The 3,449-nt window shown below is 56.3% G+C and carries 3 protein-coding genes; all 3 read right to left on the bottom strand.

All coding sequences use genetic code 11. From position 1 onward, the window contains the following. Positions 1–88 precede the first annotated feature (88 nt). Positions 89–1,957 (bottom strand): tRNA uridine-5-carboxymethylaminomethyl(34) synthesis enzyme MnmG, encoded by a 1,869-nt coding sequence (gene mnmG / locus AABO57_28970; protein MEK6289765.1) that lies wholly within the window; start codon positions 1,955–1,957, stop codon positions 89–91. Between the two features lie 9 nt (positions 1,958–1,966). Beyond that, a complete protein-coding gene (locus AABO57_28965; GenBank protein ID MEK6289764.1) occupies positions 1,967–2,602 on the bottom strand; it encodes a Uma2 family endonuclease in 636 nt (211 codons plus the stop codon). A gap of 100 nt (positions 2,603–2,702) precedes the next feature. Further along, positions 2,703–3,275, bottom strand: a complete 573-nt coding sequence (locus tag AABO57_28960) for a Uma2 family endonuclease (protein MEK6289763.1) — start codon at positions 3,273–3,275, stop codon at positions 2,703–2,705. Positions 3,276–3,449: the final 174 nt, after the last annotated feature.

The following is a 3,449-nucleotide window of genomic DNA, read 5'->3' as shown; positions in this document are numbered from 1 at the left end:
GGCGGCAACGCACAAAGGCCGCCGCAGTCCAAATATTCCGTCGCCCGTCATCGGCGGTGCGCGGATTCGCACCGATTAGCGAAACAATTCAAGCTCGGAGCATTTCAACCAATAGAATCGATACTGCCGCCGGCGTTACACCGGGGATCCGAGCCGCCTGCCCTATCGTACGAGGACGAACACTCCCGAGCTTGTGAACCACTTCGTTCGACAAGCCCGAGATCTTAGAGAAATCCGTGCCGTTCGGTATTGGAAGCTCGTCGTAGCGGCCGCGCTTTCGAGCCACCGCCTCCTGGTCTTTCAGATAGCCTGAATAGCGGAGATCGTTCAAGGCCACGACGATCTCTTTCTCTCTAATCGAATTGCCCATAGCTGCCCTGACGATCTCGATTAGTTTCTCGGCGCTGCAGTCCGGCCGGCGAGCGAGGTAGTCCAGCTTTCGTCCGCGGTAGCTGTCGGGTGACCCTTCAAGGGCAAGCTCATTAATCAACTCGTCGCCGAGATCGGTGACCTTCGCATTGGACAGAAACTCTTGAACCAACCCCACGCCGCGCTGGCGTTTCTCAAACGCATGGTAGTCAGAGTCGTCGATTGAACCGATCTTGCGAGCAAGCGGCGTCAGCCTCTTGTCGGCATTGTCGTAGCGCAGCGACAGCCGCATTTCGGCTCGGGAAGTGAACATTCGATAAGGCTCGTCCGCGCCTTTGGTCACAAGGTCGTCGATCATCACGCCGATGTAGCTCTCTGCTCGATCGAACACCACCGATTCGCGGCCGAGCGCCGACAGCGCCGCGTTGATGCCTGCGACGATTCCCTGGCCCGCCGCTTCTTCATAGCCCGACGTGCCGTTGATCTGCCCGGCGTGAAACAGACCGCCGATCCGCTTAGCCTCGAGCGTCGCGTACAACTCTCGCGGATCGACGAAGTCGTACTCTACGGCGTAGCCCGGCCGAAGCAACTTCACGTTCTCAAGCCCGGAAATCTTGCGAACGAACTCGTGCTGCACCTCTTCAGCCATGCTCGTGGAGATCCCGTTCGGATAGACCTCGTAGGTGTCGTAGCCCTCCGGCTCGAGGAATATTTGATGTCGAAGCTTCTCCGAGAACTTCATCACCTTGTCTTCGATCGACGGGCAGTAGCGCGGACCGATGCCTTTGATGTCGCCGCTGTATAGAGGTGATTTGTCGAGGTTGTTTCGGATCACGTCGTGAACAACTTCGTTGGTGTAGCCGATGAAGCAGTTTATCTGCGGGCGATTGATCTCACCGGTTTTGAATGAGAACGGCACCGGCCGAGCGTCGCCCGGTTGCACCTCGAACTTTGTATAATCGATCGTGCGCCCATCGAGCCGAGGCGGGGTACCAGTCTTGAGCCTGCCGGTCCTGAACCCGATGCCTCGAATGCAGTCCGCAAGTTTTATTGAAGCGGGTTCGCCGCTACGGCCGGCCTGAAACGTCTTCTTGCCGACGTGAATCAAGCCGTTCAGGAAAGTCCCGGTTGTCAGGACGACGGCGCGCCCTTCGATCATCGTTCCATCGGCAAGCTCGACGCCGGTGACTCGCGTGCCGGCGAATTTGATCTCTGCGACTTCACCTTCGATGATTGAGAGCTTCTCAGTGACTGAAAGTCTACGGCGCATCTCGGTGCGGTAGAGATTGCGATCGGCTTGCGCGCGAGGGGACTGCACAGCGGGGCCGCGGCTGCGATTGAGCAAGCGGAATTGAATCCCGGTTGCGTCGATGACGCTACCCATTATTCCGCCGAGCGCGTCGACTTCGCGGACGAGGTGGCCCTTGGCTATACCGCCAATGGCGGGGTTACAGCTCATCTGGCCGATCGAGTTCGTATCGAGCGTAACCAGCGCGGTGCGGGCGCCGATACGCGCAGCGATGTAGGCGGCCTCGCAGCCTGCGTGTCCCGCGCCGATCACGATTACGTCGAACTGAGTATCAACCATGTCTTCTCACTATTCCGAGCTTGAAGTCTCAGGCGCCTCCTCTTCTGGGAAGCTAACACGGTCATAAACCTCAGTCATTCGCAGCGTGCAATTAATCGAAGCGAGATGAAGGCTGCCTGCCATATCACTGACGGTAGACAACACCCATTCGTCATTTGATTGGCGGCGAAAATGTTCGATCAGCGGCAACGCTTGAGATACCTGGACGTAATCGGTGAGCGAGGCAAGGTGAGTGCGATAACGCCGAAACTTCTCGCCGCGATCAAAGCTCTCGGTCGACGGAGATAATACTTCGATAATAAGGGTCGGATTAAGTAACACGTCTCGATGCTCATCGAGGAATCGGGGCTCTCCACAAACGACCACGATATCGGGGTAAGAGAACAGTCCTTTGATGCTCTTGTAGGATCTAATGGCAGGACCGCTGAGGACTTTTGAGTCCTTCGTCCACACGCGACACGGTGTGCCCCTCAATTGTGGGTTGAGTATGCCAACCAGATTGGAACTGATGTCGGCGTGTTCGATGCTCTCACCGGCCATCGCGTAAATCTGTCCGTCCAGGTATTCGTGACGTTCTTCGGACCCTCGTTCCAGGGCGAGATATTCCTCGACGGTATAGCGCGCTATCGTCCGCGGTAAGCTCATACCTAATCTCCCGGTGATTGAAACTTGCAGCTTGGCCTTCGATTATTCGTCATTTTCCAGTTACAAAAAGCCGAGAGACCTAGTCCTCGTAGAACGCCAATCAATCAATGAGACCTTCCAGCTTCAGAACGAAACCCGGCAGCAGGGGCTCGCCGGAGATGACTTGTGGATGATCGAGGATTTCGACTGAGGAATCGGCGTGATAGACGTGGACCTGATGGCGGATCGGATCGATCAACCAGCCAAGCTGCGCACCGTTTGCCATGTACTCTTTCATTTTGTTTTGCAGAGTACGCAGACGGTCCGTCTTCGACCGCAGCTCGACGACAAAGTCAGGGCATATGTGAGTGAATTCATTTCGCTGCTCGGGAGTGAGGGCGTCCCACTGCTCCTTGCGCATCCAGGAAACATCCGGCGAGCGTTTGGCTCCGTTGGGTAGGGTGAAACCGGCTGAAGATTCAAACCCGATGCCTGTTCCGTCAGCTTCTGTCCAGGCTGCGAAGCGTCCTGTGAGCTTGAAGTTGCGGCTGCTTCCTTCAGGAGTGACTGGCAACATGATGATCACAACACCCGCGCTAGTCATCTCGATGCGCAGCTCGGGATTCTGCGCGCAGAACTTCTCGAAGTCTTCATCGGTGAGCCGCGACCGCAGTGGGCCGAGACGCACGACCATTCCCGGCAGAGTGGCCAGTGCTTCAGACTCAGCAGATGTTAGCGTAGTACTAATGGATTCACCTTACTCGGGTTGTCATTATACACGATGACCGGGTCTTGGGCGGTAGTGATCCACCGTTCTGGAAGTGTCCTAATTCAAATTAGGACACTACTCACCGTTCTATTTTCCAAT

The sequence above is a fragment of the Acidobacteriota bacterium genome, assembly GCA_038040445.1.
Taxonomy (GTDB): domain Bacteria; phylum Acidobacteriota; class Blastocatellia; order UBA7656; family UBA7656; genus Onstottus_A; species Onstottus_A frigus.
The sequence above is the reverse complement of the archived record's forward strand: the minus strand, read 5'-3'. Positions and strand labels throughout refer to the sequence as shown.

Coding starts and splice junctions, on each gene's coding strand:
- mnmG (MEK6289765.1), bottom strand. CDS start 1,957: ATGGTTGATACTCAGTTCGACGTAATCGTGATCGGCGCGGGACACGCA.
- AABO57_28965 (MEK6289764.1), bottom strand. CDS start 2,602: ATGAGCTTACCGCGGACGATAGCGCGCTATACCGTCGAGGAATATCTC.
- AABO57_28960 (MEK6289763.1), bottom strand. CDS start 3,275: ATGGTCGTGCGTCTCGGCCCACTGCGGTCGCGGCTCACCGATGAAGAC.